The sequence below is a fragment of the Lysinibacter cavernae genome, assembly GCF_011758565.1.
In the GTDB taxonomy this organism is placed as follows: Bacteria; Actinomycetota; Actinomycetes; order Actinomycetales; family Microbacteriaceae; genus Lysinibacter; species Lysinibacter cavernae.
In genome coordinates, this window is record NZ_JAAMOX010000001.1 from 379892 (window position 1) to 406203 (window position 26312).

29 protein-coding genes and 1 tRNA gene are annotated in these 26312 nt (G+C 61.4%); 13 read left to right on the plus strand and 17 right to left on the minus strand.

Annotated features, from left to right (window positions below; translation table 11 throughout):
* Nucleotides 1–40: 40 nt before the first annotated feature.
* Genes FHX76_RS01680 through FHX76_RS01690 form a run of 3 tightly spaced genes read left to right on the plus strand, consistent with a single transcriptional unit; the run spans nt 41 to nt 2669 of the window.
* Nucleotides 41–1021: a metal ABC transporter substrate-binding protein gene (locus tag FHX76_RS01680; RefSeq protein ID WP_167147062.1), complete on the plus strand. Its 981-nt coding sequence runs from the start codon at nt 41–43 to the stop codon at nt 1019–1021.
* On the plus strand, nt 1018–1818 hold the full coding sequence (locus tag FHX76_RS01685; RefSeq protein ID WP_167147065.1) for a metal ABC transporter ATP-binding protein: 801 nt from the start codon (nt 1018–1020) through the stop codon (nt 1816–1818). Before FHX76_RS01680 ends, FHX76_RS01685 begins: the two co-directional genes overlap by 4 nt.
* Nucleotides 1815–2669 (plus strand): metal ABC transporter permease, encoded by an 855-nt coding sequence (locus FHX76_RS01690; RefSeq protein ID WP_167147068.1) that lies wholly within the window; start codon nt 1815–1817, stop codon nt 2667–2669. Before FHX76_RS01685 ends, FHX76_RS01690 begins: the two co-directional genes overlap by 4 nt.
* 10 nt (nt 2670–2679) lie before the next feature.
* Here the strand turns inward: FHX76_RS01690 and FHX76_RS01695 are convergent, their stop codons facing one another.
* The 3 genes from FHX76_RS01695 to FHX76_RS01705 form a co-directional block, all read right to left on the minus strand.
* Nucleotides 2680–3132 carry an SRPBCC family protein gene (locus tag FHX76_RS01695; RefSeq protein ID WP_167147071.1) on the minus strand — a complete coding sequence of 151 codons (453 nt, stop codon included), beginning with the start codon at nt 3130–3132 and terminating at the stop codon, nt 2680–2682.
* An 89-nt stretch (nt 3133–3221) separates the two neighbouring features.
* Complete coding sequence (locus FHX76_RS01700) at nt 3222–4100, minus strand: aldo/keto reductase (protein WP_341777831.1); 879 nt, start codon at nt 4098–4100, stop codon at nt 3222–3224.
* Nucleotides 4101–4155: 55 nt separating this feature from the next.
* Complete coding sequence (locus FHX76_RS01705) at nt 4156–5367, minus strand: MFS transporter (protein ID WP_167147074.1); 1212 nt, start codon at nt 5365–5367, stop codon at nt 4156–4158.
* Between the two features lie 205 nt (nt 5368–5572).
* Here FHX76_RS01705 and FHX76_RS01710 point away from each other — a divergent pair, with 205 nt between their 5' ends.
* The 3 genes from FHX76_RS01710 to FHX76_RS01720 all read left to right on the plus strand — a co-directional run bounded on the left by FHX76_RS01710 (nt 5573) and on the right by FHX76_RS01720 (nt 7134).
* Complete coding sequence (locus FHX76_RS01710) at nt 5573–6034, plus strand: MarR family winged helix-turn-helix transcriptional regulator (RefSeq protein WP_167147077.1); 462 nt, start codon at nt 5573–5575, stop codon at nt 6032–6034.
* A gap of 43 nt (nt 6035–6077) precedes the next feature.
* Nucleotides 6078–6150: transfer RNA gene (locus FHX76_RS01715), tRNA-Arg, on the plus strand.
* Nucleotides 6151–6240: 90 nt separating this feature from the next.
* On the plus strand, nt 6241–7134 hold the full coding sequence (locus FHX76_RS01720) for a LysR family transcriptional regulator (RefSeq protein WP_167147080.1): 894 nt from the start codon (nt 6241–6243) through the stop codon (nt 7132–7134).
* On the opposite strand, the gene FHX76_RS01725 is transcribed toward FHX76_RS01720, so the two are convergent.
* Nucleotides 7093–8355 (minus strand): MFS transporter, encoded by a 1263-nt coding sequence (locus FHX76_RS01725; protein ID WP_167147084.1) that lies wholly within the window; start codon nt 8353–8355, stop codon nt 7093–7095. The two genes, FHX76_RS01720 and FHX76_RS01725, sit on opposite strands and share 42 nt — an antisense overlap.
* A gap of 143 nt (nt 8356–8498) precedes the next feature.
* On the opposite strand from FHX76_RS01725, the gene FHX76_RS01730 reads away from it, so the two are divergent.
* Nucleotides 8499–9089: a TetR/AcrR family transcriptional regulator gene (locus tag FHX76_RS01730; protein WP_167147088.1), complete on the plus strand. Its 591-nt coding sequence runs from the start codon at nt 8499–8501 to the stop codon at nt 9087–9089.
* A gap of 13 nt (nt 9090–9102) precedes the next feature.
* Nucleotides 9103–9603 (plus strand): SRPBCC family protein, encoded by a 501-nt coding sequence (locus FHX76_RS01735; RefSeq protein WP_167147091.1) that lies wholly within the window; start codon nt 9103–9105, stop codon nt 9601–9603.
* Here the strand turns inward: FHX76_RS01735 and FHX76_RS01740 are convergent.
* The 9 genes from FHX76_RS01740 to FHX76_RS01780 form a co-directional block, all read right to left on the minus strand.
* The gene (locus tag FHX76_RS01740; RefSeq protein ID WP_167147094.1) at nt 9600–10325 is read right to left on the minus strand and encodes a DUF6199 family natural product biosynthesis protein; all 726 of its coding nucleotides are present in this window, start codon (nt 10323–10325) and stop codon (nt 9600–9602) included. The genes FHX76_RS01735 and FHX76_RS01740 overlap by 4 nt on opposite strands.
* A 112-nt stretch (nt 10326–10437) precedes the next feature.
* Complete coding sequence (locus FHX76_RS01745) at nt 10438–11415, minus strand: ROK family protein (protein WP_167147097.1); 978 nt, start codon at nt 11413–11415, stop codon at nt 10438–10440.
* Between the two features lie 2 nt (nt 11416–11417).
* Nucleotides 11418–12176: a GntR family transcriptional regulator gene (locus FHX76_RS01750; RefSeq protein WP_167147100.1), complete on the minus strand. Its 759-nt coding sequence runs from the start codon at nt 12174–12176 to the stop codon at nt 11418–11420.
* Nucleotides 12177–12183: 7 nt separating this feature from the next.
* Nucleotides 12184–12978 (minus strand): 6-phosphogluconolactonase, encoded by a 795-nt coding sequence (locus FHX76_RS01755; protein ID WP_167147102.1) that lies wholly within the window; start codon nt 12976–12978, stop codon nt 12184–12186.
* Nucleotides 12979–12985: 7 nt separating this feature from the next.
* On the minus strand, nt 12986–13810 hold the full coding sequence (locus FHX76_RS01760; RefSeq protein WP_167147105.1) for a carbohydrate ABC transporter permease: 825 nt from the start codon (nt 13808–13810) through the stop codon (nt 12986–12988).
* Nucleotides 13807–14796 (minus strand): carbohydrate ABC transporter permease, encoded by a 990-nt coding sequence (locus FHX76_RS01765; RefSeq protein ID WP_167147107.1) that lies wholly within the window; start codon nt 14794–14796, stop codon nt 13807–13809. The genes FHX76_RS01760 and FHX76_RS01765 overlap by 4 nt, the downstream gene beginning before the upstream one ends.
* Nucleotides 14797–14807: 11 nt before the next feature.
* Nucleotides 14808–16199, minus strand: a complete 1392-nt coding sequence (locus FHX76_RS01770) for an ABC transporter substrate-binding protein (RefSeq protein WP_167147109.1) — start codon at nt 16197–16199, stop codon at nt 14808–14810.
* 44 nt (nt 16200–16243) lie between these two features.
* On the minus strand, nt 16244–17167 hold the full coding sequence (locus FHX76_RS01775) for a TIM barrel protein (protein WP_167147111.1): 924 nt from the start codon (nt 17165–17167) through the stop codon (nt 16244–16246).
* Nucleotides 17164–18318, minus strand: a complete 1155-nt coding sequence (locus tag FHX76_RS01780) for a Gfo/Idh/MocA family oxidoreductase (protein WP_208402404.1) — start codon at nt 18316–18318, stop codon at nt 17164–17166. The genes FHX76_RS01775 and FHX76_RS01780 overlap by 4 nt, the downstream gene beginning before the upstream one ends.
* Nucleotides 18319–18569: 251 nt before the next feature.
* On the opposite strand from FHX76_RS01780, the gene FHX76_RS01785 reads away from it, so the two are divergent.
* Both FHX76_RS01785 and FHX76_RS01790 read left to right on the plus strand, forming a co-directional pair.
* Nucleotides 18570–18878 (plus strand): putative quinol monooxygenase, encoded by a 309-nt coding sequence (locus FHX76_RS01785; protein WP_167147117.1) that lies wholly within the window; start codon nt 18570–18572, stop codon nt 18876–18878.
* On the plus strand, nt 18868–19509 hold the full coding sequence (locus FHX76_RS01790; protein ID WP_167147120.1) for a GrpB family protein: 642 nt from the start codon (nt 18868–18870) through the stop codon (nt 19507–19509). Before FHX76_RS01785 ends, FHX76_RS01790 begins: the two co-directional genes overlap by 11 nt.
* Here FHX76_RS01790 and FHX76_RS01795 read toward each other — a convergent pair.
* The gene (locus FHX76_RS01795; protein WP_167147123.1) at nt 19506–20339 is read right to left on the minus strand and encodes an ABC transporter ATP-binding protein; all 834 of its coding nucleotides are present in this window, start codon (nt 20337–20339) and stop codon (nt 19506–19508) included. The genes FHX76_RS01790 and FHX76_RS01795 overlap by 4 nt on opposite strands.
* Nucleotides 20336–21055, minus strand: coding sequence for a FadR/GntR family transcriptional regulator (locus FHX76_RS01800; protein WP_243848568.1), 720 nt, complete (start codon nt 21053–21055; stop codon nt 20336–20338). The genes FHX76_RS01795 and FHX76_RS01800 overlap by 4 nt, the downstream gene beginning before the upstream one ends.
* A 185-nt stretch (nt 21056–21240) precedes the next feature.
* On the opposite strand from FHX76_RS01800, the gene FHX76_RS01805 reads away from it, so the two are divergent.
* Entirely contained in the window at nt 21241–22698 is a 1458-nt protein-coding gene (locus FHX76_RS01805; RefSeq protein WP_243848569.1) for a 2-isopropylmalate synthase, read from the plus strand.
* An 87-nt stretch (nt 22699–22785) separates the two neighbouring features.
* Here the strand turns inward: FHX76_RS01805 and FHX76_RS01810 are convergent, their stop codons facing one another.
* Entirely contained in the window at nt 22786–23559 is a 774-nt protein-coding gene (locus tag FHX76_RS01810) for an MBL fold metallo-hydrolase (protein ID WP_167147129.1), read from the minus strand.
* Nucleotides 23560–23616: 57 nt separating this feature from the next.
* Complete coding sequence (locus tag FHX76_RS01815; protein WP_167147132.1) at nt 23617–24213, minus strand: TetR/AcrR family transcriptional regulator; 597 nt, start codon at nt 24211–24213, stop codon at nt 23617–23619.
* A 79-nt stretch (nt 24214–24292) separates the two neighbouring features.
* Here FHX76_RS01815 and FHX76_RS01820 point away from each other — a divergent pair, with 79 nt between their 5' ends.
* Together FHX76_RS01820 and FHX76_RS01825 are read left to right on the plus strand one after the other, a co-directional pair.
* The gene (locus FHX76_RS01820; RefSeq protein WP_167147136.1) at nt 24293–25045 is read left to right on the plus strand and encodes an SDR family NAD(P)-dependent oxidoreductase; all 753 of its coding nucleotides are present in this window, start codon (nt 24293–24295) and stop codon (nt 25043–25045) included.
* Nucleotides 25045–26271 (plus strand): Cmx/CmrA family chloramphenicol efflux MFS transporter, encoded by a 1227-nt coding sequence (locus FHX76_RS01825; RefSeq protein ID WP_208402407.1) that lies wholly within the window; start codon nt 25045–25047, stop codon nt 26269–26271. The genes FHX76_RS01820 and FHX76_RS01825 overlap by 1 nt, the downstream gene beginning before the upstream one ends.
* Nucleotides 26272–26312 lie beyond the last annotated feature (41 nt).

The window sequence follows — 26312 nt, forward strand, 5'->3', positions numbered from 1 at the left end:
AGGCTCGCTTAATTCGTCAGAGTGAACTAGATTGTTCGGCATGACGAACTTTTCCTCGTGGGTGTTTCGACGCGCAGGGCTCTGCCTGGCGGCGATCGGTGTGCTCACCCTGGTAGCCGGATGCGCCGCATTCAGCGACTCCCAGGCCCCGGTTGACGACCAGCGGGCCACAACATCCGGAGCCATCGATTCCCGGCCCCTCGTGCTCACGACCTTTACCGTGCTCGCCGATATGGCAAAGAACGTTGCCGGAGACCACCTCAGGGTTGAATCGATCACAAAAGTTGGCGCGGAAATTCACGGGTATGAACCGACGCCTGGTGACCTCACGAGCGCGGCATCCGCGTCACTCATCCTTGACAACGGCCTTGGGCTCGAGAAATGGTTCGAACGTTTTGTGAAGGACTTCGATGTGCCGCATGCGGTACTTACGGAGGGGGTTACCCCCATCGCCATACGGGGCGGCGAGGCAGAAGGCCACGCCAATCCGCACGCCTGGATGTCGCCAGGGGACGCCCAGATATACGTCGCGAATATCGCGGATGCCTTTGTTGCGCTTGACCCCGCCCACGAGCGTGAGTACCGGGCGAATGCTGCCGCCTACCAGGAACAGATCGCAGGGGTAGGAGGAAACCTCGCGTCTGCGCTCGAGGCGCTTCCCACGGAACAGCGTGCCCTCGTCACCTGCGAGGGGGCGTTTAGCTACCTTGCCGAGGATGCCGGCCTCACCGAGCAATACCTGTGGGCGGTCAATGCCGAATCGGAGGCTACGCCACAATCGATCACGGCCGCGATTGACTTTGTTCGTGACAACGACGTGCCCGCAGTGTTCTGCGAATCAACCGTCTCCTCACAAATGATGCGCCAGGTGGCCACTGAGGGCGGCGCCGAGTTCGGCGGGGTGCTCTACGTGGATTCCCTGAGCGAGGCGGACGGCCCTGTGCCAACGTATCTTGATCTCATCAGGTACAACGTCGACCTCATCGTTCAAGGCCTCACCTCGAAGGAACCCTCAGCATGAGCGCACTCGTCGAACAGCCTGTTGTTGTCCTTCATGATGTGCGAGTGCGCTACGGCACGGTCACCGCGCTTGAGCACGCCTCCGTTTCCCTCGCCGCTGGGCGGGTGACGGGCCTTGTTGGTGTCAACGGGTCGGGTAAATCGACGCTCATGAAGAGCATCCTTGGCCTCGTGTCACCAGACGGCGGCAGCGTGCAGGTGCTTGGGGGCTCCGTTGATGCCGCTCGCAAGGCATCCAAAATCGCCTACGTTGCTCAGAGTGAGGCAATCGATGAGAAGTTCCCGATCTCAGTGCGCCAGGTGGTTGAGATGGGGCGCTACGGTGCCCTCGGGGTCACTCGGCGACTGAGGGCTCCCGATGTTCTCAGGTGTAACGAGGCGATGCGCCGCACTGGCGTGCTTGAGCTTGAGCATCGCTCGATTGGTGAGCTCTCTGGTGGCCAGCGCAAGCGGGTGTTTTTGGCACGAGCTATTGCGCAGGATGCGGCCGTGATGCTGCTTGACGAACCTTTTTCCGGCGTGGATGCCACGTCGCAGGCCGCGATCGTTGGGGTCATTCGACAGCTGGCGGCTGAGGGGGTGTGTGTGCTCGTTTCGAGCCACGATATTTCGTCGTTGCCAGAACTGTGCGACACCGTGGTGCTCTGGTATCATCGGGCGCTGTTTGAGGGGCCGCCAGCCGAAGCGCTCAACGATCACAACCTTGCGCAGGCCTTTGCCGCAGGCGTTCGAGGGGGAGCATCCGACACTCCTGGCGATGATGGTCGCAGTTGGACCCCGATGGGTGGTGCGAAATGAATGTGATCGATCTGCTCGCTGAGCCGTTTGGGTACGCGTTCATGCAGCGTGCCCTGCTGATCACGGTCATTGCAAGTATCGTCTGCGCCGTCCTGAGCAGCTGGCTTGTACTCATTGGATGGTCGCTCATGGGAGATGCGGTCTCTCATGCGGTGCTTCCTGGAGTTGTCCTTGCGTACGCACTTGGCGTGCCGTTTGCGCTCGGGGCGCTTGTGTTTGGCGGGGGAGCAGTGCTGCTCATTGGCTTCGTTCGCGGGAAATCCGAGGTGAAGGAGGACGCCGCAATAGGCATCGTGTTCACGACGCTCTTTGCGCTCGGGCTTGTGCTCATCTCGATTGTGCCAAGCCAGGTTGACCTCACCCATATCCTCTTTGGAAACCTGCTTGGCGCGTCAGTGCTTGACCTGTGGCAAGTGCTGATCGTTGCGGCGGTAGTGCTGAGCATTGTGCTGCTCAAGCGGCGCGATATCACGTTGTTTGCGTTTGACCCTGTGCAGGCTCATGCAATCGGGTTGTCGCCGCGCCGGCTCAACGCGTTGTTGCTTGGGCTGCTTGCCCTCACCGTTGTTGTCGCGTTGCAGGCGGTTGGGGTGATCTTGGTTGTTGCCATGCTCATCATCCCAGGGGTCACGGCGTTGCTGTTGACCCGCCGACTGAGTCGGATGTTGTTGGTCGCTCCGACGCTCGCCTCGCTGTGCGCCGTTGTTGGGCTGTACGTGAGCTACTACGTGAACGCCTCATCCGGTGGAATGGTTGTGCTGACCCAGGGAATCCTGTTTTTTGTGGTGCTGGCCGCTGTGCGGCTTCGTTCCGCGCTCCTGCGGCGATCTCGTGTCGCCGCAGGAGCCTGACGCCGGCGCGTTACGGGTGCGAGACGATGCGGTCCATGGTGTCGAAGAAGCCGTTGTAGCCGAGGATGACCTGCTCAACCTGCTCGTCGGTGAAGCCGTGCCTCGGTTGCGTGAACTCCATGACCGTCTGCACGGAGCCGTCAGGCGTGGCTTCTTCGCGCAGGTCAACCGTGAGCGGGTCTCCGGCCGGTTCGTCGGGCATATCGGTGAGGGTCATGGCGAGACGTTGTGGGGCATCCAGCTCGGTAAACTGCCCTGCCCAGTTTTTGATGCTGCCGTCGGGAAGTTCCATGACGGCGGTCCAGGTGCCACCAACCCTGACATCCATGGAGAGTCGATCGAGGGGAACATTGATCGCCTCTGTTCCAAACCATACCGAGAAATCTTCAGGCGTGGTCCATGCCGCGTAGACCCGCTCGGCCGGGGCGCGAAAGGTGCGGGTGATGGTGAAGATGTCTGCCATGATCTTTCCTTCGGTGTGTTGTTTCCCAAATTATGCGGACAGTACGAACTATAGAACTGCCCGCACACTTCGGGAAGGGGCAGCCAGCCTTAGCCAGCAAATGTATCGGGATGTGGTCCGATACGTCCGGCTTCGTCTGGCGTTTCCAGGTTGTCGATAATCGCGATATCCGCGGCGCCCAGCTCAAAGCTGAAGACATCCAGATTCGAGGTTATCCGCGCTGGGTGTGTTGACTTTGGAATGACAACTCGATCCGCCTGTACGTGCCACCGCAGGACGACCTGCGCCTCGGTGACTTGGTGCGCTCGAGCGATCTCCGACAGCGCGGGGTGACTGAGGAACGTTCCCTGGCCAAGTGGGCTCCACGCCTCGGTGATAATGCCGTTCGCGGCATGGAACGCGCTGAGCTCGCGCTGCTGCAGGCCGGGGTGCAGCTCAATCTGGTTGACGGCAGGAACCGTGCCTGTTTCGGCAATAAGTCGCTCGAGATGTGGCTGTTGGAAGTTTGAGACACCGATCGCCCCGACTCTGCCGTCGCTCAGCAACCGTTCGAGGGCGCGCCACGAGTCAACGTAGCGGTCGAGCGTTGGCACTGGCCAGTGGATGAGGAAGAGATCAAGCGCATCAACCCCGAGCCGTTCCAAGCTGGCATCGTAGGCCCGCAGCGTGTTGTCGAAGCCGTGATCGTCGTGCCAGAGCTTTGAGGTGACGAACAGCTCGCCGCGATCAACGCCCGACTCGGCGATGCCGACCCCGGTGCCCACTTCGTTGCCGTAAATCGCAGCCGTGTCAATGCTGCGGTAGCCTGCATCGATTGCGGTGCGAACCGCCGCGGCCGTCTCGTCGTTACCGATCTGGAAGACGCCAAAACCAATGCGTGGCATCCACGTGCCGTTATTGAGTTGAACGTGGGTTGTGGCGTTTGGGGAGGCAGTGCTGGCGTTGGCGGGGATTGCGTGTGTGTTCACGATGTTCCTTCTGATTTGGTGGGTGAGCGTGCCGGGTTGGCGGTGGATGCTGCGCTTAGCGCTGTGGTTCAAGCTCGGTTTTGGCGAGCGAGGCGAGCGAGGCGAGTGGCGCAACGGTTGGTCTCTGATTGGACGAGTATCGTGCGATGACCATGACAACAACAGCAAGGGCCGTGATGCCGGCCCCGACCCAGATGGGTGAGGTGTAGCCAAAGCCTGCCGAGATGGTGAGCCCGCCGGCGAATGCCCCGAGTGCGTTGCCCAGGTTGAATGCGCCGATGTTTGCGCCTGAGACGAGTGTGCTGGCGTCTCCTGCCGAGTTCATGACCCGCATCTGGAGCCCAGGAACCGTTCCGAAGCCAAAGCCTCCCATGAGGAAGAGCGAGACGATCGTGGCCGGCTGGCTGCCCGCGGTCAGCGCGAAGAAGGCCAGCACAGCGGTGAGGGCAACGAGCAGTGTGAGAAGGGTGCCGTCAAGATTGCGGTCTGCAGCCTTCCCGCCAATGAGGTTGCCGATGAAGAGCCCAACGCCAAACAGGACGAGTAACCACGGCACCGTTGTTGTCGCAAAGCCGCTCACCTCGGTGAGTACGTAGGCGATGTAGGTGAATGCGCCAAACATCCCGCCAAAGCCGAGAATTGTGACGAGGAGTGAAAGAACAACCTGGGTCGAACGGAAAGCGGCAAATTCATCGCGGAGGCGCGCGGTCGCCGATCCGCGCCCAGCATCAGGAACGAGTATGAGGATGCCGAGCAGGGCGACGACGCCGATTGCCGAGATAGCCCAAAATGTTGCACGCCATCCAAAGCTTTGGCCGATAAACGTGCCAAAGGGGACACCAAGCACGTTCGCAACAGTGAGCCCGGTAAACATGATCGCGATGGCGGCTCCCTTTTTTTCGGGTGCAACCATGGCGGCGGCGACCACTGAGCCGATGCCGAAGAACGCGCCGTGGCACAGCGCGGCTAGCACGCGTCCTGCCAGCATGAGTTCGTAGGTTGGGGCAATTGCCGAGAGGAGGTTGCCAGCAATAAAGAGTCCAAGCAGGCCAACGAGGACCCGTTTGCGGGGGAGGCGGGCGACTGCTGCGGTCATTCCGATTGCGCCGACCGCGACGGACAGTGCATATCCGGTGATGAGCCAACCGGCAGCCGCCTCCGTCACGCCGAATGTATTGGCAACATCGGGGAGGAGACCCATGATGACAAACTCGGTGAGGCCGATGCCAAAACCGCCGAGGGCGAGTGCGATAAGCCCGATGGGCATGTGGTGTCCCTTCTGAGAACAATGTCTGTGGAGATCCCTCAAGGTGCGGGGTTGCCTGTACTTCGAGGATGGCGCCGCCTAGAATAGTTGCAGACGCGGGTTAAATGATTGCATACGCAAGTATCCAGCGCAAGCAACTAATTGTGGAGTGTTGCATTTTCGGGTCATAATTAACCTCGGATGTCGCTCGTTGAAAGGACCACGCATGGGAATCGCCGATACCGCCGTTGAGGTTCGCGCCCAAGGCTGGCGCACGCTCGCAGCCCTGCACGGGCTTATTGAGTCGCAGCTTGAGCAGGCGCTCCAGCAAGCGGCGGGCCTTTCTGTTGTCGAATTCACGGTGCTTGACGCGCTCAGTCGGCAAGACGGCTGGCATATGCGTATGCAGCAACTCGCGCGGGCAACGGCACTCAGCGCAAGCGCGACCACCCGTCTGGTCACGCGTCTCGAAGACCGCGGGTTGCTCACGCGCATCCTTTGCCAGGATGATCGAAGGGGAATCTATACCGAGCTCACGCGCGACGGCGAAGCGCTGCTGCAGTCGGCGCGGCCGGCTCAGGACGCTGCACTGCACGCGGCGCTGGAGCAGGCGCGCGAGGTGCCAGAGCTCGAGGGGCTCGTGGATGCGCTGCCAGAGTTAGTCGTTCCGGCACGCGCCGCAGGGTAGTGTCTGCGTGAAGTCTCTGACTGCGATAAGGTAGTGATTTGTCGCCCCCGTAGCTCAGGGGATAGAGCAACAGCCTTCTAATCTGTCGGTCGCTGGTTCGAATCCAGCCGGGGGCACCCAGTGCGACACTCCAATTCTTGGGGCTCCGAGCGGGCCCTGTTTTGGGTTTTGCAGGCTCGGCTCGTGCGTGGGGAGAGAATTCAAACATGGAGCGGTCGTCTCTCTTATCGGATTTGCCGTTACGAGAATTGGAATGTTTTGTTGTCCTGAGTGAGTGCCTGCACTTTGGGCAGGCTGCTCAGGTCCTTGGCGTGTCGCAGGGCCGAGTGTCACAGATGATCAAGCGACTCGAAGTTCGAGTCGGTGCGAGTCTCTTTCGGCGCACAAGTCGTCGGGTTGAGCTCAGCGAAATCGGCATGGGCCTCGCCGCGGATATCGGGCCTTCGTTTGAACAGCTCCGATCCGGCTTCGGCGCGGCGCGGGCTGCTGCACTGTCGCCCGAGCGTCCACTTCGCATTGGCTTCCAGTGCGCGGTGTACGAGTCGGTCGCACGAGCGGTGACCGCGTTGCCAGACGGTGCGACGCAGCTTATCGAATTACCGTGGTCAGATCCGTTTGGCGAGGTGAAGCGGGAGACGGTTGACATTGCTCTTGTCCTTGCCCCAAACCGCGAACCTGGACTGCGTCAGCTGCTTGAGTTCTCTTCGCAACCTCAGCTTGTGGGGCTGTCAGCGTCGCACCCGCTCGCGAGTGAGTCACGAATGACGCTGACGCAGCTTGGTACCCTGCAATTGGTTGGGCCTGATGATGCTGCACCAGCGTATTGGCGAGCCGTGAACGCCCCGCTGATCGGTGAGGATGGGCATCAACTGAACTATTCATTGTGTGCTCGAACGTTGCCTGAAGCGCTGTCGCTGGTCGCGACACAGCAGGCCGCTGTGCTCCTCTGCATGGCCAGCGCGAAGTACTTGCCCAGACCAGACGTTGTCTATCTCCCGGTTGTTGGCTTGCCTGATACGTCGCTGATCGCGGTGACTCAGCAAACCAATAGGCACCCCTTAGTGGAAGAATTTGCCCTCCAGTTGAGTCTCGCTGTCTGAGCGTGGCAGGATGCGTGACCGGCGAACGCTTCGGGTGCCTGTCGCTGGGCGTGGACGCGTGAAGACGGCGAATGCCACGGCAACCAGTGAGAGGCTCGTTGCGAACCAGAGGGTCAGGCCCTCACCTGCTTGATCCATGACGATTCCGCCGGTGACCGAACCCATCGCGATGCTGGCGTTAAAGAGACCTGACCAGAGTGCAGAAGAAGACTCGACTCTCGCTGGGTCTGCGGAAGCAGTCCAGGCTTGTGTCGAGACCGAAATTCCCCCGTAGGCGATACCCCACAGTGCGAGCGTCACGAATGCAGCGATTGCCGCTGCGGATACGTTAATCGCGAGGAGGGTCGTGGCTGCCGTAACCCCACTGACGGTCAACACAACGGCGGCTTTTGGTGCCCTGTGGGCAAGCGGCCCAAAGAGAAACGTCCCTGCCAGCCCCGCAATCCCATACATCATGAGTGCCGCGGCGATCGTGGTGGTGGTCAGGCCGAATTGTGATTCTAGGATTGGCCGAACATAGGTATAGCCGGTGAAATGTCCAAATACGACGAGGCCGGTAATGATGAGACCACAGGTGACGCCAGGGGTTCTGATCGCAGCAAATGTTGTCCTGAGTTTGGCCGACTCGGTTGCGGGAAGCGCAGGAAGAAACAACCAGAGCAGCATGGCTGCGATTGTGCCAAGTCCGGCAATGAGCCAGAAAGCGACCCGCCAATTTGCGACATCCGCAACATAGGTGCCGAGGGGAACGCCGACCACTGACGCCACTGATACGCCGGAGAAGATCACTGTCATGGCTGTTCCGATCCGGTGACTGGGAACGAGGCGACCACCGAGCCCTGCGGCAAGACCCCAAACCATGCCCATCGCGATGCCTAATAGGACTCTCGCCACAGCGAGGACAGCAAAGTTTGGGGCAAGAGCGGTCATGACGTTTGCGGCGGCGAGCGTCAGCATGAAGGCGACCATGATAATTCGTCGGTCGATCTGACGGGCGAGCACTGGGGCAAGCGTGCACGCAAGCGCTGCGACGAGCCCGGTAATCGTGAGCGTCATCCCTGCCGTCCCCGCTGAGACGTCCATGTCGTCCGCAATTAGTGTGAGTGCGCCGACTGGCATCATCTCCGAAGTCACAACCAGAAACGTCGAAAACGCGACTGCGAGAACCGCGAGGACGGGGTTGTGGCGTGGGGTGATCAGGTGGTTGGGGTGAAGATTCATGCCTCTATCCCACCGTTTGTGCTGGCCCGGAACAATGACGTTCTCGTGATGGGTTCATTAGCCTGGCTCATGGAACGCATTCCCTCGAGGCTGAGAGGGTCCTCGAGTTGGCGATATTAGAGACTTCTCTCTAATATGGGGTCATGGGCCGAAATCCAAAGTACTCAACCAACGAGATTCTGGATGCCGCGCGAACGCTTATCGCCCGCGGCGGTGTCGGCGCTGCAACGGTTGTTGCCATTGCTGCGGAACTCGGGGCACCATCGGGCTCGATCTACCACCGATTTCCTTCGCGCGACCTCATCATTGCGCAGCTCTGGATTCGCACCGTTCAGCGGTTTCAGGCCGGCTACGTACGAGCCCTCCGCAATCCGGATCGGATGCGAGCGAGATCGAGCGCGGTCCGGTACGTCCTGCAGTGGTCGGCTGAAAACCCGAGCGATGCTGGCATCCTGTTGTCGCAAAGCCGGACGCAATTATTGGCAACGTGGCCGAACGAACTGGGAAGCGAGCTTGTGACGCTCAACGACGAAGTAGCGGCCGCGATGAGCGAGTTTGTGAAGGACTGGTTCGGCAGCGCCACCCCCGAGGCGGTAGGACGAGCCAGGTTCGCGCTGATCGAGCTGCCGTATGCCGCGGTTCGGGCCCACCTGACAGATGGTGAGGCGCTCAACGGCTGGGCAATTGACGCGGTTGTTGCGGCAAGCGCGGCAATTCTGAAGACAGAGGGATGATGGCGGGCAGTTCATGAGACGTGTTGAAGATATCCACAGTCGGCGCTTTGCCTCGAATCCCGCGGCGGTTGGTGGGCAACTTGAAACGCTCTCTCAGCCGGACGACGATTTTTGGGTGACCGACCTTGTGCCACCGATGGTCCTTGACAACGGGTTGCAGCCAGGTTCAGTCGGCGGGCATGGCGCGGTCAGATATAGCGTCATTGAGCACGAACCCGGAAGGAGCGTCGTTTTTCGATTCGACCAAAGGACCGGGCTGCGGGGTACGCATCGCTTCGTCATCGAGCAAGACGGCGATGACATCATCGTTCGGCACGAACTTGAAGCTGAGCTTTCCGGGGCCATGCGTCTGTTATGGAAGCCGCTCGTACTGCCGATTCACAGCGGTGTCATTGAGGATATCTTTGACCATTTGGAGCGCAGCGCAGGACACGAGCCGAATCGACAGCATCCAACACGTGCGCCGATGCGCTGGATCGCGCGCCGGATGGCAGCGTTGGAGACACGCGGTTAGGCTGCCGGCGCATCGCGGATTGTTACCGGGGTCAGCGTGCTGCCGTCCTCCGCTGACACGACCTGCCGCGCTCCAACCGGGGAATCAAGTCGAACAACGACCAACCACGGCTTGCGTTCTGTCGAACTCGACGATTCCGATTCGGAAGGTCGGCAAATCCATGAATAGCGGTAGCGGCTTGAATCTCGGGGCTGCTTGACGGCAACAGACACCACAAGAGTGTCCCGCTTTTCCTCAACATACACTGAACTTGGCACGCATGAGCCGGCCTGAACGGCAAGCACCAAGTCGCCATCGGATGCGCGGTCCAGATCGATGACCGCTCCGTGCGACGGGTCACCAACAACCGCATAGGCGCTCACCTCAGCTATGCGCTCGTCTTCATCAGGCTCGGGGCCCGTCCGTGGGGAGATAGTGGATTTGACCTGGATGCTGTCCAAACGTTCCGAGGAGCCCGGTCCGAATCCCCATGTCGCCGTAAATCGTTCCTTCTTCTGGGCTTCGATGTTGCCAGCGATCATGACCCCGCCGATGATCATACTTGCGATCAAGAGAAAAGCTCCGAACCCCCGAGTGTACAGAGCATATGCGTCGCTTGGCTCTGCTGAATCGCCGTCTTTGAGGGTCCAACGATTACCGAAAAGCATCATCGACCGTGGCATCACAAGCAGGAAGAGGCCGACAACAGGGACCAGGAATACGAGCCAAGAAGTTTCAGACATGCGTGGGGGAGCGCTTTCTGCTGTGAACGGGGTGAGTGAACCAGACTAGCGCGTTTCTGCACCGTAACTTGGCGAGGTGGTGACGACGAAACCGATCTGTTTTGTGCCCGGCTCAGTTGCCGGGCGTTGTCTTCTGCTGAACGGCAGCCCAGCCGGTAGCCGCAGCCCCAAGCAGCCCAGAGAGTGGTCCGTTCTGCGCGCGCACGAGTGCGGGGGAGCCTGGCCTGCGGGCCAGGAGCGCCGCATACTCAGCATCCAACGCATCCGCGAGCACACCCTCGGCCGTGCCTAAGCCGCCGCCGAGTATGATGCGTTCAGGGTCGATAAAGCTCACAATCGAGTCGAGGGCTCTCGCCAAGACCCGGCCGGCATCGCTCAAAAAATCGTGCTCGGTTCCTGGCAAGAGCAGTGCGCGTGACGCGATTTCGCGCGTCTCGACCTGTTCTCCGGTGAGCAGCGCAAACCGTGCGCTCAGCCCTGCGCCCGAGGCATATTGTTCGAGGTTTGTCGCCCCGAGAAGATCGATATCGGCGCCAGAAACCGGCCACTCGCCGAGTGCGATTGCCTCGCCGCGATGTCCTGGCAGAACAACGCCGTTAACGCCGATGGCGCTCGAGAGCCCGGTGCCAAGTGAGACATAGACAAACGAGGAGGCGTCGCGTGCGGCGCCAAAGAGGACTTCGCCTATTGCCCCAGCACGAACATCGGATTCGACTCGGACGGGAACCTGGGCAGCGGCACTGCCAAGGGCCCGCTCCGCGACCTCGGTAAGCACCGCGGCTGGCTGCTGCTGCCACGAGATCACCTCGCTGGAGGTGAGTTGACCTGCGGCGTCAACGTATTCGGGGAACCCAGCTCCGACGGCCACAATCGTGAGGTTTGCATAGGGCGAACCCTCTTGCCCGAGCTCGTGTACTGACTGTTCAACCATGTTGCCAAGGTGGTCAACGTCGGATACCGAGCGTTCGGCATCCCTCGTCGGCCATTCTCGCTGGGCGAGTACCGTGCCACCGGCGTCCACGAGCCCGATAAGCGTTTTGGTTCCGCCAACGTCGATGCCAAGTGCCACGTGATGGTCTGCAGCGGTCATGCCTAGGCCTCCCTGAAGAGTGATGCTTCGAAGCGATATGCATCGCCCCTGTAGGTGACTCGACCGAGGATGACCGGTCGGTCGGCGAGATCAAACGCGGTCTCCTCGCCGATGAGCACCGGGTCTCCCTCATCAAGATTGAGCTGTGCAGCCACGTCGCGCGTCACGGCCTCTGCGTGCACTGCGTAGTCGCTTCGCACGACTCGCACGCCGCTGAGCTGCTCAAGTGAGCGATACAGCGACGCGTCGGTGAGGTCGGCCTCCGCCAACTCTGGCGCCCGCGACTCGGGGATGATCGAAACGTCAACGCAGATCGGTGTTGAGTCAAACCCTCGGATGCGCGTCGTATGAATGACCGGCGCCGCTGGGGAGATCGCCAAGGCCTCCGCCTCAAGCATGGTGCTTGGGCGGACAACCTTGCTCACGACCTCCGCCGTTGCCCGCAGCCCTTTGGCCTGCGCAAGTTCGGTGAAGCTGCGCAGGGATTTTGGCTCTGAGACGTGATCGGTGTGCACAAACCAGCCACGCCAGGCCGAGCTATCGAGGTGCCCTGATTCTTCAAGCAGTGCGAGTGCCTTGCGCAGCACGCCTCGGCTCACGCCAACCGTCTCCGCGAGATCACGCTCCCCGGGGAGCTTTGCTCCTGGCGGAAAAATGCCGCGCTGAATCATCTCAAGGATCGTGTTTTGGGCGCGAAGGACGGTCTTACTTGGAGTCACCCTCCGCGAGGGTTCATCTCCGCTCACAAGATTCGTCGACATGAGGCTCCTAGGGGGTGAAGGATGAAGCTGCAGCACGATCGACGTACAGCCCGGCATTCGCAATCTCTCGATACACTGTAGCGGGCCACTCGGGGTCGTATCCGGTTGCCTCACTGAGGCGGGCGACAGCCAATCGCTTGCCTTCGCCCTGTGCGATCATTGCGGCCCGCTTCGAGAGCGAGGCTATGGTTTCGATGCCGACCGTCACACCGTGCGTTGGCACATCATCCAGAGACCCATACTCTGGGAACGTCTTGAGGTTGTCGATGCGCGTCTGTTCGGCGAGCTTGACAACGCGTGTGCGCGAATCGCGGGCCGATCCTGGAGGGTTGAACGCAACGTGACCGTCTCCAGCGCCGCTCGCGAGCAGGAAAAAGTCGATGCCGCCAGCGGCTGTGAGCTTCTGATCGTATTCTGCCGGTGCGGCCGGGTTCGGGAACCAGACGCGGTCGTCGCTGATGGACGACGACTCAGACGCCTCGTTGAGAACAGCCTGAATCTCGACGTGGGCGAAGCGGCGGCACGAGTAGTGAACGTCAGCGGGAACATGCTGCCAGGAGTCGCCATCGGCAAGAACGTAGTCATCCATCATCGCGATCACAACGCGGTCGAGGTTGAGGTTTCGCTCCTTGATTTCGCAGGCAAGGTTCGCGTAGGTGCTTCGGGGCGTGCGGCCTCCTGGGCAGCCAAGGATAAACCCTGCCCCTGCCTGCTCTGCTTCCTGCATCACATCCGCGATCTGGGCAGCGAGGTGCTTGCCAAGGTCGTCGTCGGTGTCAAAAACGTACACGTTTTCGGTCATGGGGGTATTACTCCTTTACTGCTCCCGCAACGATGCCCGAGATGAAGCGTCGCTGCAGGAAGACATAAACAATCAGAATGGGAAGTGCGACGATCACGGCTGCGGCGGCAGTCACTGCCGGATCGGTGGTTCGTTGGCTGCCAGCAAAGAACGACAGCGACAGCGGGGCCGTCTGTACATCTGGATTTTGCGAGACCAGCACGAGCGGCATCAGGAACTCGTTCCAGGTGAACAGGAAGATGAGCACCGACAGTGTGCCAACGGCGGGCCAGGCGATGGGCAGGTAGATCTTCATGAGCGCCCCAAAGCGGCTTGCGCCATCGACGCGGGCCGCCTCAAGCAGCGAGGCTGGCACGCTCATAAAGAAGGTGCGCATCCAGAACACACCAAGCGAAATCGAGGTGGCGATCTGGGGGAGGATGAGCGCCCAGTAGGTGTTGAGCAGGCCCATGCCTTCGAGCTGGTAATAGAGCGGGATGATGAGTCCCTCGTAGGGAACAACCAGCCCAACAATGAGTATCCCTGCGAGTAACCACTTGCCCCTGAACTTCATGGTTGCGAGCGCATAGCCGCCAAGAATCGAGACCGCTCCGGCGCCAACAACAACGGCGAGCGCAACGATTGCCGACGAGATGAGGGCGCTGTCAAAGCTGCCGCGCGTCCACGCCGTGAGGTAGTTCTCGAAGGTCACGCTGGTAGCAGCTGTTGCCCCGCCCTTCGCCGAGGGAGTGAGCGACAGGAGCAAGATTGAGACAAAGGGATACAGCGCGAGGAGTGCCCCGACGATAAGGATGACGTGGCCGATGATTTGCTCGGAACGTTTCTGTTTCATGCTGAGCCCTCCTTTCGTGCGCGGCGGCGGAGCTGTGTGCGTTGTCGTGGTTCTTTTTCTTTGAGCAGGTACATCGTGAGGCCAACGGCGGCCAGGATGATGATGGTGAGCAGCACGGCGAGTGCTGATGCCCCGCCAACATCGCGGGTCATGAATGCACCCTGATAGACGTAGTACGACGGCACCGTTGTTGAGGTGCCAGGCCCACCGGAGGTTGTATTCCAGACGATGTCAAAGTTGCGAAGCGCTGCCGTGATCATGAGCACCAGCGCAACACTGATCTCGCCACGGAGCCCAGGCAGCGTGACCGCAAAGAACTCGCGGACCGCGCCGGCTCCATCGAGCCGCGCCGCCTCATAGAGGTCAAACGGAATCTTCTGCGCGCCGGCCATGAACAGGACAAAGCCGAGCCCAAACATGATCCAGGTGCCGATGAGGCCAACGGAGGGGAGGGCCGTCGTGAAGTCGCCGATCCATGCCCTGGTCAGGAATCCGAGGCCGATCGCGTCGAGGAAGTTGTTGAGCGGGCCATTGATGTCATAAATCCAGCGCCAGGCGACGGCAACCACAACGGTTGAGAGCACGTAGGGGATGAAGAGCACCGCGCGAAAGAACGTGAGCCCGTAGACGCGAATCCGCGAGATAACCGCAACAAAGATGAGCGCAAGGACGCTGGGGAGCAGCGCGTAAAACACGATAAACACCAGCGAGTGCAGTAGGGCTTCCCAGATAAGGGGGTTGTTGATAACTGCCGCGTAATTGTCCCAGCCTGTCCAAACCGACTCGGTGATGCCGTCCCAATCGAAGAACGAAATCCAGATCGATTCGGCAATCGGGCGGAGCATGAAAATCCCGTAGAAGGCAAACGCCGGGATGAGATACAGATATGCGACGTTATCGAGCCGCGGGCGGCGGCGAACCGGGCTAGCCGATTCACCGCCGTTCCGACGGGTTCGCGCGCGTGATGCGTGTGATGTTGCGCTCATGATGGGTGTTGTTACCGCTTGTCCTGGAAGGTCGTCCAGTTCTTCTGAACGGTCGTGAGGAAGTCGGGGCTTGACGTGCGTCCTGCCATGACCTCTTGGAGGCCTGACGTGAAGGTGTCGTACATGGTGTCGGTTGCCCAGTCGTACCAGTAGAGGGACCCGTTATTGCTCAGCTGCTCGTCTGACGCGACGGTGAGGTCGCTGAACAGCGGCGTTGGGGCCGTCACATTTTTGGTCTGAACCGGCACTCGGTTCACATCGGCGAGGTTCTGAGCGAAGTCTGCTGAGTTGATCATCGCGACAAACGCGATGGCGGCTTTTTCATTTTTCGACTTGCTGCCGATGTGCCATGGCAGCCCAAATGAGCCAGAGGATGCCGTCGTTCCAGACTCGCCAACCGGCGCCGCGACAAAGCCAAACGTGTCGCTGTCGGAAATGGTGCCGGCGTGCCAGTTGCCGCCGATGTAAAACGCTCCGGTACCTGCCGCAAACGCGTTGGCCGCGTCGTCGGGGCTTGTGCCGTCGTAGCCTGGGCTCAGGTAGCCGTCGCTGACCCACTTCGTCCAGGTATCGAGGGCAGCGGCGTTGGTGTCGTTGTTGAAGTCAGAGCCCTTCTGCCCGGTGATCCAGGCCACGGTGTCGCTTGCAGGGGTCATCGCTCCCTGGACAACAGAGAAGGCCTGCATCGCGGTGGTCTTGTCTGCGTTGCCAAACGTGATGGGCTGCTCGCCGGATGCCTTGACCGCAGCAAGCGCGGCCTCAAACTCGGTAAACGTGGTTGGGGGAGTGATGCCGAGTCCAGAGAGGATCTTCTTGTTGTAGAACACACCAACCATCTGGTTGTCCGGCGACATGCCATACGTCGTGCCGCTTCCGAAGACCTTGCCGTCGTCAGACCACTGGAGCTGCGAGATTGCGTCTCCAACGGCATCCGCGTATCCATAGACCTCGGCAACGTCGTCGAGCGGGCGGATGAGCCCTGCCTTGACGAGCGTTCCGTCGGTTGCATAGCCCTGGTTGCCCTGTGTGACGTCGGGGGCCGAATCGCTGTTCATCGCGTTGACAACGGTCTGGGTCAAATCTTCGTAGCTCTTGTACTGAATCTTGACGTCGACGTTTGAGAATTCTTTTTCGTAGAGCGGTTCGAGGAGCTTGAGGGTGTCTTCTTCGCCCTGGTCGGCCCAGACGTTGAGGGTGATGTCGCCAAGCTTCGAGACCTCGTCTGCGGTGACCGGGGCCGTGATCTTGGTGAACGTGCTCGTGTCGGAGCCGCCGGATGAGGCTCCTGGGGCTGAGCATGCCGCGAGAGACGTGGCAAGCACGACGCCAAGCGCGCCGGCGCCGAGCTTCTTGCCTGTCGTGCGTGATACCCGAAACCTATCGGCGCTGATATGTGAACTCATGGGGTGATCCTTTCTTACTGCTGTGTGGTGCTGATGTGGTGAAGCTAGGACGCGTTGACGCGCGTGTTGAGCCAGTCGAAGTTACGGGCCTGATCTCGTGCGACGCTCGGGTACTCGTCGACCCGTGCCGGCGCGCGATCCTGCTCAACAACGAGCCAGCCGGTGTAGTTGCGGCGGAGCACATCGGCGAGGAACGCATCGAGGTTGATATCGCCGTCGCCAAATGGCGTGCACAGGTTGGCCCACCAGTCGTCGAAGTCGGTGCGCCCTGACTCAACGGCCTGGCGCAGCACAGCTAGGCTCCCATCCTTGACGTGGATATGGTTGATGCGCTCCCACCAGGCATCGAGGTGCGCGATGGCATCGCCGCCGGCAAACACGATATGCCCAACGTCAAAGGTGAGCGAAACATCCGTGAGCTCAAGCAGGCGCTCGATCTCCCACGGCTGTTCGACGTAGGTTGACACGTGCGGGTGGAATGAGACGTCGAGGCCGCGGTCGCGGGCAAGGTTCGCTGCGTCCTGGATGATCCGGGCTGACGTGGTCCACTGCTCGTCGCTCAGCGCGAGGGAGCGGCGGTGAACCGGATTGCTGAGCAGTTCGTCGCTGCCCTCGTCCGCGAAGATCGCGGGGCCGGTTGCGCCAGTGGCCACAAGCTCGTCGAGGGTCGTGTGCATGCGTTTGATGTCGAGGCTGAGCACGTCATCCGGCCCGATGGTGTGCAGCGGGATATAGGCGCCAGCTACGGCGAGGCCGGTCTCGGCAAACACATCCCGAGCCTGCTCAGGCGTCCCAAAGAATCCGGGAGGGCCAAGCTCGCTGCCCTGGTAGCCGGCCTCGCGCATGGTTCGGAGGACGCCGGCCGGTGACATGGAGTCGTCGTCGCCCGAGACATGTCCAAACACGCCGTACGAGACGGGAGCGTTGGCGATTCGCGGCCTTGGCTGGGTGGGGTCGAGCCTGTTCATCGTGCCGCCAACCGATCGACCTCGGTGACCAGCTCGACGCCGATTCCTCGGCCGATTGCCTTGGCAAGGCGCTGCAGCGATTCGATGTCTTTCTTGACGTCAGCAAAGCCTGCCTCGACGGGCGCGCCGGTGAGGATGGAACGTTTGAAGGCGTCCAGCTGCCGCAGGAATCCAGTTTCGTAACCCTCGGTGTAGGTTGTGGACTGGCGTTCAAGCCCGTCGTGTCGCTGCACGTTCAGCACGCTGCGTTCTTCGAGCAGATACGGTTTGGCCATGCGGTATGAGAGGCGGCCGTTTGAGGCGAGAATGTTGAGTTCTTCGTCGTATTCCGGGTACTCCGGCACCCAGTTCCAGCTGAGGATGTAGCGGATATCGCCGACGGAACCGGTCGCGAGTAGGCAGGCGGGGGCGTCGCCGTCGAGAGTAGGGAAGGCGTCTGCGGTCCACTCGGTTGGCAGTTCGAGGCCGAGCGCGCGAATGAGGCTGAGCTCGTGCACGACCGAGCCGTTGAGTACGTTTTTGTAGTAGTTTGCGAGGGATGCTGGGGCATCGCCAAGGGCCTCGGAAACGCGCGCGTCCTCGTAGGCGTTGGCCGCGTTGATGACGGCCATGTCGGCGTCGCGCGGAGGGACGGCCATGCGCAGGTGGTCGATCTGCGGGCTGTCATCTGGGTGGGCAACCGTGATGCGAACGAGCCGCGTGTCGGTGAGGGCCTGCGTCTCCGTGCGGGCCCGAGCAGTGAGCGGGTCGTACATCTTCATGTACCCAACCTGGGCAACGCGTCCGCTCGTCTCGTGAATGCGTTCGAGCTGCTCAATCTCGGCGATTGTGAGTGCGAGTGGCTTCTCTGCGAGTACGTGTTTGCCGGCTTGCAGGGCGCGTGCCGTGAGGTCTGCGTGCGAACCCGGCGTTGCGATGATCACGGCGTCGATGTCTTGATCGCCAAAGATATCGTCCGGGTTGGTGACTCCGCGGAGGCCAAAGAGGGCCGCGACCTCGGTCACACGTGACGGTGAAAGATCGCAAACCGCGGTGAGGTTGAAGCCCGCGCGGCGGAGCAACGGAATATGCACCGATTGGGAGATGGTTCCGGCGCCAATGATGGCTATCCGGATGCTGTCTGCTGGTGGAACGGCGGGAGTGGTATCCACGGGGTTCATCAATCGTCCTCGATTCGCAATCGGCGTCCCCGGTCGGGGTCGCTGCACGGAATACAGGATGACATTAAAAGACCAATTAGTCCAGTTAATGTACCAACTCGTTTTTTGGTTTGTGGCCGGAGGTTTGGGGGAGTGTGTTTCCCGAGTGCCCCTCATTCGCGACGACGGAGTGTGCACCAGCGTTGGGTTGCGGGGCAGGCTACGCTCGAGAGACCAGCCCGTTGACCGCTCAGGAGAATCACATGACCGTCGTAGTTACCGCCATCTTCCATCCCGTCGAGGGCGCAAAAGACCGGCTCATTGCGGCCATGCAGCGAGGCATCGAGGCGGTTCATGACGAGGCCGGATGTGAGCTCTATGCGATTCACGACGCCGAAGATGGCACCGTCACTATGATCGAGAAGTGGACAACCGCTGCCGACCTTGAAGCACACTCTGTTGGCAACGCCGTCGCGGTGCTCAACGCCGACATTGATGGCCTGCTTTCGCGGCCGGTTCAGGTGACGCTCATGACGCCAATAGCCATTGGCGGCTCGGCCGGTGCGCTCTAACCCGCCGGCCCCAGGCCCGGTCTCGGCATCGGATATCACTCGTCACCATGAGGCCGACCCCCGCGAGAATCCGTGGGTCGATGGAACACCGTGGCCTGAGACTGCCGTAGTTGTTCGGGCAAACCCTGATTGGCCTGCACGCTACGCCGAAGCGGCTCGGCAGATCTTGGAGACGCTCGAAGCAGCCTCTGTCGGTACCACGATTGTCTGTACGCTCGAGCACGTCGGATCGACGGCTGTGCCGGGCCTTGCCGCAAAAGACGTTATCGACATAGACCTGACGGTTGGCGACCCAACTGACGAGGCGTCATACGTTCCGGCGCTCGTGGCGATTGGGTACACCCACGTCATCAGGGAACCGTCGTGGCACGAGCACCGGATGCTCCGCCTCGCCGAACCACGGGTCAACCTGCACGTCTTTGGCAGGGACTGCCCAGAGCTGATCAGGCATCGCCTGTTCAGGGACTGGCTTATCGAGCATCCCGCCGACCGTCAGCGGTACGAGTCAGCAAAGTTCGCTGCGGCCGCCTCCAGCGTCGATGGCGTTCAGACGCGTGAATATAATGCCGCTAAAGAGCGGGTGATTCACGAAATCTACGGGCGTGCGTTCCTGGCTGCTGGCCTGATCTAGGCTGCGGGGGAGCTGGCCGCCTTGCCAGCGCGAGCGGTCCAGCGCCCGTCGTGTTGGGTCACGCTGATGGGATGCTCAAAACAGTGCGAGATGGAGTCGGTCGTGAGCGTCTGCTGAATTGGCCCCTGCATGGTTATGCGCCCGTGCGAGAGGAGGAGCGCATGCGTTGTGGAGGTTGGCAGCTCTTCGAGGTGATGCGTCACCAAGATTGACGCGATATGCGGATGCGTCGAGTCGAGGTTGTCGATGGTTTCGAGGAGTTGCTCGCGTGCAGCAACATCCAACCCGGTGGATGGCTCGTCAAGCAGCAGTAACTGGGGTTCGGCGATGAGCGCCCTCGCGATCAGGGCGCGTCCTCGCTCGCCCTGGGAGAGCGTTGGCCAGGTTGATTCGGTTTTGCCCGCGAGTCCGAGCAGGTCGATGAGTTCATCGGCCGAGCGAACCTGGGCGTCGGTTGGCCCCCAGCGCATCGGCCGGTCAATCGTGCCGGTGAGCCCGGTGAGCACAACCTCCTGAATGCTGAGGCCTGAGGTGAGCGGGTGGCGCGGGTTGACGTGCCCAATATGCGTGCGAAGGGCCTGGAGCTCCACGCGGCCGAGCTGCGCGCCAAGCACGCGCACGGTGCCTGACGTTGGGTGTGAGACCGCGCCGCACATGGCGAGCAGAGTGCTCTTGCCTGCGCCGTTTGGGCCGAGGATGGCCCAGTGTTCGCCGGCCTCAACGGTGAGCTTGATGTCGCTCAAAATCGGCCGTTTGTTGCGCACGAAGCTGACGTCGTGCAGTTCGAGGGCAGGGGCGCTGTCGCTGATGATTGAGCGCTGGAGAGTCATGCAAACCTCGCTTGTAGGTGGGAAAGGTGAATGCGGCTTGCGGCCGCTGCTTCGTCCGCCCGCCGCTCGCGAATGGCTGCGGCGATGGCGGCGTGACTGGCGTGATCAGCGGGCAGATCTTTGGTTGGTTGGAGGCGCAGCATGGCGATCATCGCCGGGCGCAACCGGGGGAGGAATGCGTCGAAGAGGTCTTCAAGCACCGGGTTGTGAGATGCCCGAATTACAGCGCGGTGGAACGCCATGTCGATATCGACGTAGGTTTCTACTGTTGAGCCGCTGGGCGTGGCTGCGGAGTCGGCATCCCCTCGGTCGGCAAGGGCCTTGGTGATCGCCCGGAGGTCGCTCGGGGTTCTGCGCTGAGCCGCGAGTCTCGCTGCTTCCGCCTCGATCGCGATGCGCGCCTCAATCACCATGAGGATGTCGGCTGCGCGCAGTGAGGCCTCAACGTCGTCGTTTGGTTCGAGGGCCGTGACAAAGACGCCAGAGCCTTGGCGGCTTTCGAGCATCCCTTTTCCGGAGAGTTCCCGGATGGCCTCCCGCACGGTGGAGCGGCCAACTTCAAGCTGCGCGGCGAGCGTGGTTTCGCCGGGGAGTTTTTGGCCGAGCGGCCATTCGCCGGCCGCGAGCCGAGCGGCGAGTGACTGCGCCACCTGGTCGGCGAGTGGGTTGCGACGTATTGCGGTCATTCGTGCCTTCATATGCTGTGTTGTGGCCATAGCTGTTGGCCATATACAGATTTTACTCTTCAGCTTGTCTGAGGAGTTGATGTGCTCTACTGTAGTGCATATGTTGTGGAACGTGCTCCTTCTTCGCCGCCACGGCGGGGCCTGAATCGATCGGCCCCCTGCCGTGGGGTTTGTGCTGCGCCGGTCATTCTTCAGACCATAGAAAGCGCACGCATATGTTCACCTCAACCGTTTCACCTGACCCACAACCCGGTGCCTCAACCGTTCCTGCTGCCCCAAGCTGGAACCGTCAAAAGCCCTCCGGTATGCCGTCACATCGGTATCGCCCCGCTCACGATCGCGTCGAGATTCCCCTGACCGACACCCAACGCGAATGGCCAAGTCGTCGGCTCACAACCGCCCCGCTGTGGGTGCCGGTTGACCTTCGAGACGGTAACCAAGCCCTCGCCGAGCCGATGGACCCTGCCCGAAAGCGCCAGTTCTTCAAGCTCATGGTGAGTATGGGATACACCGAGATTGAGGTTGGATACCCATCGGCCTCGCAGACAGATTTTGACTTTGTGCGGCTCATCGCAGATTCGGGCGGTACGACAACTCCGCTCGCGCCGGATGACGTCACGATAGTGGTCTTTACGCCAGCGCGGCGCGACCTGATCGAGCGAACGGTTGAGTCGATCTCCGGCATCCGGAATCCTGTCGTGATTCATCTCTACACGGCAACAGCGCCAACCTGGCGGGATACCGTGCTTGGCAAGAGCCGCGACGAACTCGTCGAGCTCATCCTTTCGGGTGCCAGCGATGTGCTTGAGCTGGCAGGGCACCTGCCGCACGTGCGCTTTGAGTTCTCGCCAGAGGTGTTCAATCTCACCGAGCCCGACTACGTGCTCGACCTGTGCAACAGGATTACGGAGCTGTGGGATGCGCGTCCAGAGCGCCCCGTCATCCTGAATCTGCCAGCGACCGTCGAAATCGCCTCACCAAACGTGTATGCCGACCAGATTGAATACATGCATCGCAACCTTGCGCGCAGGGAGAGCGTGATCTTGTCCGTGCATCCCCATAATGACAGGGGAACGGGCGTGGCCTGCGCCGAACTCGCGGTGCTTGCCGGCGCCCAGAGGGTTGAGGGCTGCATCTTTGGCAACGGTGAGCGGACCGGCAATGTTGATATTGCCACGCTCGCGCTCAACCTGCACGCGCAAGGCGTTGATCCGATGATCGATTTTTCGCGGCTCGACGAGATCAAGCGCACGGTTGAGGAATGCACGCGGCTGCCTATCCATCCGCGGCATCCGTATGTTGGCGAGCTTGTCTACACGGCCTTTTCTGGCACCCATCAGGACGCGATCAAGAAGGGATTCGCTGAGCACACGGGGCGAGCGGCCGAGACGGGAGTCGAGGAGTCGGAGCTTGAGTGGCGAGTGCCGTACCTGCCCATCGACCCTGCGGATGTTGGGCGTAATTACGACGCCGTCATCCGAGTCAATAGCCAATCGGGTAAGGGTGGAATCGCGTACCTCTTGCAGGCGGAATACGGCCTCGAACTGTCGCGCGAGCGTCAGATCGAGTTTGCCGGTCACGTGCAGCGTCGAACGGATGCCACGGGCGCCGAGCTCAGCGCGGCGCAGTTGTACGAGCTCTATGTGGGCGTCTACGCGGTGGGGCCTGCATAGCCAACCATCGGTTTGGGAGCTGTGCGGCGAAGAGCCAACGCTCAGTCACAACGCCCAAACCGGTGAGGCGCTGTCGCCTGCTGCGGGCTATGGCTCGCGTGTGACGGGATCAGCGAACGGTTCAGCGACCGGTTCAGCGACCGGTTCAGCGAATGGATCAGTAGCGTTTTGGATGCGCCGGAACGCCTCGGTGAGGACGGGATTGCCGTGGCCAAATCCCGCTATCTGCGCGTTGGTGTCGGCGATACGCGTGAGGGATGCGCGAGCGATAGCCCGATCCACGTTAAACACCCCAAGGATTACATCGCCGTTCAATTCGGCAACCGCATCGCCGGTGAGTACGGCACCCGGCTCCGGGAGAAAAAGCGCAATGCTGCCTGGAGTATGGCCGGGAGTGGCGATAACTCGCGCGCCTCCGGCGAAATTGAGCACGTCGCCATCCCTGACCAATCGATCAACCCGGCACGCCGGGCCGTGTGGTGGGTCTTGCGATTCGGGGTGGATGCTGCGCTCTGCCTCGGTCAGGACGGGCAGCGGGCCCCTGCTGGTTCCGGCCACAAAGGAGGCATCGTCGGCTCCGGCGACAACCTCGACGTCACCCCAGCCGATGATTTCGGCGGCTGCCCCCGCGTGATCCTCGTGGAAATGGGTGAGTATGATCCTGGCGACGTCGGATGGCTTGCGTCCCAACGTCGCGAGTGCGCGAGCGATCAGCGTGCTGCTGCCCGCCCAGCCAGTGTCGATGAGGGTGACCTCGGTGCCCTCGCACCACAGGTAGACGTTCAGAAGGTGCGCGGCACCTCCCGGCACAAGGAGTCGATGGAGCCCCGGCGCGAGCTCGGTGAGCGTGAGTTCAGACATGTGTTGAAACTAACACCTCAGCGAGAGGCTTGGTGACCGCTGACCTCGGCGGGCGCGCTATGCCGCCGTTGGCCATGCACGAAGCGCGATCGTCGTGACCTTTGCGAGGCGCGAGCGCGGTGCACCGTCTCTGGCGTGTTGCTCAAGTCCGCTCAGTACGGAAAGCACAAACTGGGCCAGTGCCGCTGCATCGGTGTCTGTTGGGATTCCACCTGTAGAGATCTCGTCGGCGATCTTCGTGGCGAGCAGCGCGGTTTTGTTTTGCCGGATGAGTCTGCTTGCCTCCTGCACGACAGGGTCGGGTGACCCGGTGTCGCCACTCACAACAAGGCAGCCGCGGGGGAGATCTGGCCTCGTGTAGCGAGTGGGGGCCTCAGCAAAAATGCGCGCGACCGCCAGAGTGGCCGTTGGCTCTTCGGTGAGTGCGGCTTCGATGAAGCCGCCGTAGGTGGCGTCGTAACTTCGGAGCGCCTCGGCGAAGAGGTGTTGCTTGTCGCCAAACGCGTTGTAGAGGCTTGGGGCGGCAATGCCGAGTTCTTCGGTGAGGTCTCGAATTGATGTTGCCTCGTATCCGCGCTGCCAGAAGAGTCGAATCGCGCTGTCGAGGGCGGACGCTCTGTCGAAGGAGCGGGGTCGCCCGCGGGTCGCAGTCATAGCTCACATTCTATAGCGATCGTTCTAGAATGTGCTAGCCTCTCGTTTTGTAACGTTCGTTAAACAAAAAGGAATGAATATGAGTGTGTTGGTTGGGAAAACGGCGCTGGTAACCGGCGCAGGCCGGGGCATCGGTCGGGCAATTGCCTTGCGGCTCGGCGCAGACGGTGCCCGGGTCGCCGTGCACTTCGGCACGAGCGCGGAGGCCGCGCAGCAGACCGTCGATCAAATCATCCGTGCTGGTGGGGAGGCCTTTGCCGTGCGCGCCAAATTGGGAGTCTCAGGGGATGCTGATGCGCTGTGGGACGCGTTCGACGCCAAAGCGGACGGTGTTGACATTATCGTGAATAACGCGGGCATCCTTGGCGATCCCGGTCCGTTTGTTGAGATCACCGAGTCTGCACTCGACGAGCTCTTCGCCGTCAACGTCAAAGCACCGCTTCGCATCCTGCAGCGCGGGATGCTGCGCCTGCGCGACGGGGGTCGCATCGTGAATGTGTCGAGCAGCCTCACACACGGCAGTCGGGCCGAGCACCTCCTTGCGTACACGATGTCAAAGGCGGCAATTGATGCGCTCACGGCGAGCCTCGCACTTTCCGTCGGTGCGCGCGGAATTACGGTCAATGCGGTTGGGCCAGGGCCGGTCGATACGGATATGAACGCATCCTGGTTGCGCAGCGCTGACGGGCGGTCGGCGGCAGCCAGCCAGTCGCCGCTCGGCCGAGTCGCCGGGCCAGAGGACATAGCCGATGTTGTTGCGTTTCTTGCGTCTGAGCAATCGCGGTGGATCACCGGCCAGTGGATCGACGTCAGCGGGGGTGCTTCGCTCTGATGGCGCGAGCCCGGACGGCCCCCGCTCGCGTATCGGCCGCGACATTGCCCGCAGCCGTCTGGATCATTGGGTTTGCCATCTTTGCCCAGGGAACAAGCGAGTTGGTGATCGCCGGGCTCCTGCCGGAACTTGCGAGCGATCTCACGGTCACCGTTTCTCAGGCGGGCCTGCTCGTCTCGGCCTTCGCGCTTGGGATGTTCGTTGGCGCTCCCATCCTGTCGATCGTGACCCTTCGCATGCCGCGTCGGCAATCCATGCTCCTGTTTCTGGCGGTGTTTATTGTTGCTCACATTGTGGCAGCCACGGCCGACAGCTATCAGGTGTTGTTTTTGACCAGGCTTATCGGTGCGTTTGTCTACGCGGGGTTCTGGGCTGTTGGTGCCGGCACTGCGCTTCAACTGGTTCCCGCCGGCTCGCGGGGTCGCGCGATGAGTGTCGTTGCCGGCGGGCTGACCGTTGCCCTCGTTGTTGGCGTGCCAGCCGGGACCTGGCTCGGGCAAGCGTTTGGATGGCGCAGCGTGTTCTGGGCAATTGCCGGTCTCTCTGCGGTTGCTTGGTTCGCCGTCTTCGCCGCTGTTCCTCGATTCGCGACGACCGCACCGCCGCGAATAGCCGCAGAAATGCGGGGGCTACGCGTCCCTCGGCTCTGGCTCTCCTACGCGATGACCTCGACCTCCATCGCCGCGCTCATTGGGGTGTTCTCGTTTCTTGGCGTGATTCTTGTTGAGGTCGCGGGATTCGCCAGCGCCGTTGTGCCGTGGTTGTTGCTTGTGTACGGGGTCGGGGCGCTCGTGGGGACCCTGCTTGGCGGTCGCTTGGCCGATCGGCTTGCCGTTGGTGTCCTTGCCGTTGGCTTTGGATGCCTGCTGATCGTTTTTGTGCTGTTTGCGCTCCTCGGCACCATGCAGGCGGTTGTCATTGCCCTCGTGTTGCTGTTGGGCGTGGCGGGGGCGATGACCAATCCTGCGCTCAACGCGAGGGTCGTGACCATTGCTCCTGCGGCGCCAACCCTTGCCGTTGCGGGCAGCGTATCAGCGTTCAATCTTGGAATTGCCCTTGGTCCGTGGCTGAACGGTTCGCTGCTTGACACCGGTTCTGGATACGTGAGCCTGATCTGGGTTGGTGCCTCGCTGGCCGGTGTCGCGCTTGCTCTGCTCTGTCTTGAGTGGCGGCTCCAGAACCGTCACACCCGGTGGCGGCGCGAGGGGCAATTGCTAAATGTCTAACATCGGGCCATTGACATTTATGGTCGAGTAGTCGCAAAATG

Excerpts from the sequence above, each read along its gene's own strand:
- FHX76_RS01725 (WP_167147084.1), bottom strand. The coding sequence starts at position 8,355 with ATGAATCTTCACCCCAACCACCTGATCACCCCACGCCACAACCCCGTC.
- FHX76_RS01710 (WP_167147077.1), top strand. The coding sequence starts at position 5,573 with ATGGGAATCGCCGATACCGCCGTTGAGGTTCGCGCCCAAGGCTGGCGC.
- FHX76_RS01735 (WP_167147091.1), top strand. The coding sequence starts at position 9,103 with ATGAGACGTGTTGAAGATATCCACAGTCGGCGCTTTGCCTCGAATCCC.
- FHX76_RS01740 (WP_167147094.1), bottom strand. The coding sequence starts at position 10,325 with ATGTCTGAAACTTCTTGGCTCGTATTCCTGGTCCCTGTTGTCGGCCTC.
- FHX76_RS01680 (WP_167147062.1), top strand. The coding sequence starts at position 41 with ATGACGAACTTTTCCTCGTGGGTGTTTCGACGCGCAGGGCTCTGCCTG.
- FHX76_RS01775 (WP_167147111.1), bottom strand. The coding sequence starts at position 17,167 with ATGAACAGGCTCGACCCCACCCAGCCAAGGCCGCGAATCGCCAACGCT.
- FHX76_RS01685 (WP_167147065.1), top strand. The coding sequence starts at position 1,018 with ATGAGCGCACTCGTCGAACAGCCTGTTGTTGTCCTTCATGATGTGCGA.
- FHX76_RS01730 (WP_167147088.1), top strand. The coding sequence starts at position 8,499 with ATGGGCCGAAATCCAAAGTACTCAACCAACGAGATTCTGGATGCCGCG.
- FHX76_RS01760 (WP_167147105.1), bottom strand. The coding sequence starts at position 13,810 with ATGAAACAGAAACGTTCCGAGCAAATCATCGGCCACGTCATCCTTATC.
- FHX76_RS01705 (WP_167147074.1), bottom strand. The coding sequence starts at position 5,367 with ATGCCCATCGGGCTTATCGCACTCGCCCTCGGCGGTTTTGGCATCGGC.
- FHX76_RS01755 (WP_167147102.1), bottom strand. The coding sequence starts at position 12,978 with ATGACCGAAAACGTGTACGTTTTTGACACCGACGACGACCTTGGCAAG.
- FHX76_RS01770 (WP_167147109.1), bottom strand. The coding sequence starts at position 16,199 with ATGAGTTCACATATCAGCGCCGATAGGTTTCGGGTATCACGCACGACA.
- FHX76_RS01820 (WP_167147136.1), top strand. The coding sequence starts at position 24,293 with ATGAGTGTGTTGGTTGGGAAAACGGCGCTGGTAACCGGCGCAGGCCGG.
- FHX76_RS01785 (WP_167147117.1), top strand. The coding sequence starts at position 18,570 with ATGACCGTCGTAGTTACCGCCATCTTCCATCCCGTCGAGGGCGCAAAA.
- FHX76_RS01800 (WP_243848568.1), bottom strand. The coding sequence starts at position 21,055 with ATGGCCACAACACAGCATATGAAGGCACGAATGACCGCAATACGTCGC.
- FHX76_RS01810 (WP_167147129.1), bottom strand. The coding sequence starts at position 23,559 with ATGTCTGAACTCACGCTCACCGAGCTCGCGCCGGGGCTCCATCGACTC.
- FHX76_RS01795 (WP_167147123.1), bottom strand. The coding sequence starts at position 20,339 with ATGACTCTCCAGCGCTCAATCATCAGCGACAGCGCCCCTGCCCTCGAA.
- FHX76_RS01695 (WP_167147071.1), bottom strand. The coding sequence starts at position 3,132 with ATGGCAGACATCTTCACCATCACCCGCACCTTTCGCGCCCCGGCCGAG.
- FHX76_RS01815 (WP_167147132.1), bottom strand. The coding sequence starts at position 24,213 with ATGACTGCGACCCGCGGGCGACCCCGCTCCTTCGACAGAGCGTCCGCC.
- FHX76_RS01805 (WP_243848569.1), top strand. The coding sequence starts at position 21,241 with ATGTTCACCTCAACCGTTTCACCTGACCCACAACCCGGTGCCTCAACC.
- FHX76_RS01825 (WP_208402407.1), top strand. The coding sequence starts at position 25,045 with ATGGCGCGAGCCCGGACGGCCCCCGCTCGCGTATCGGCCGCGACATTG.
- FHX76_RS01690 (WP_167147068.1), top strand. The coding sequence starts at position 1,815 with ATGAATGTGATCGATCTGCTCGCTGAGCCGTTTGGGTACGCGTTCATG.
- FHX76_RS01750 (WP_167147100.1), bottom strand. The coding sequence starts at position 12,176 with ATGTCGACGAATCTTGTGAGCGGAGATGAACCCTCGCGGAGGGTGACT.
- FHX76_RS01745 (WP_167147097.1), bottom strand. The coding sequence starts at position 11,415 with ATGACCGCTGCAGACCATCACGTGGCACTTGGCATCGACGTTGGCGGA.
- FHX76_RS01765 (WP_167147107.1), bottom strand. The coding sequence starts at position 14,796 with ATGAGCGCAACATCACACGCATCACGCGCGCGAACCCGTCGGAACGGC.
- FHX76_RS01720 (WP_167147080.1), top strand. The coding sequence starts at position 6,241 with ATGGAGCGGTCGTCTCTCTTATCGGATTTGCCGTTACGAGAATTGGAA.